Origin of the sequence: Sphingomonas sp. S-NIH.Pt3_0716 (assembly GCF_003950715.1) — a bacterium.
Classification (GTDB): domain Bacteria; phylum Pseudomonadota; class Alphaproteobacteria; order Sphingomonadales; family Sphingomonadaceae; genus Sphingobium; species Sphingobium yanoikuyae_A.
In genome coordinates this window covers 1-522 of sequence record NZ_QLJK01000146.1, presented here as the reverse complement: position 1 = coordinate 522, position 522 = coordinate 1, and the positions used below count along the sequence as shown (strand labels likewise).

Sequence of the window (522 nt, the reverse complement as noted above, 5' to 3'; positions counted from 1 at the left end):
CGGATGGACGATTTGGCCTGCGCCTCGGACAGGCCAAGCGCGGTCAGCACATGGCTTGGCCGTCCCGATCCGCTGGCGCAGGCGCTGCCCGCCGAAAAGGCGATGTCGCGGCAATCCGACATCAGCCGCGCGACATCGAGCCCCTCACGCCGGACGTTGAGATTGCCGTGATAGCGCTCTTCGGTTGATCCGTTGATCGTCCAGTCCGGGCCGAACCGCTCGATAGCGATCGACCAGAGCCTTTCGAGATGCGCGGCATCCGCCTCCGCTCGCGTCGCCATCAACCGCGCCGCCACGCCGAACCCCGCGCACAGCGCCGGGCTGAGCGTGCCCGAGCGTCCGCCTTCCTGATCGCCGCCATGAAGTAGCGGGGGAAGGGGGATGCCGTCGCGGATCCACTGCGCACCGATGCCCTTGGGCCCATGGATCTTGTGCGCCGACAGCGCGACCAGATCGACCGTGTCGGGGATCGCGATCCGGCCATAGCCCTGCACCGCATCGCACAGCATCCGGGCGCCGGCC

Annotated in this window: 1 protein-coding gene; it reads right to left on the bottom strand. The window is 68.8% G+C overall.

The genetic code is table 11. The features are described 5' to 3' along the window. On the bottom strand, positions 1-522 hold a 522-nt coding region (locus BRX37_RS26550), incomplete at both ends, for an aminotransferase class V-fold PLP-dependent enzyme (RefSeq protein ID WP_125990403.1).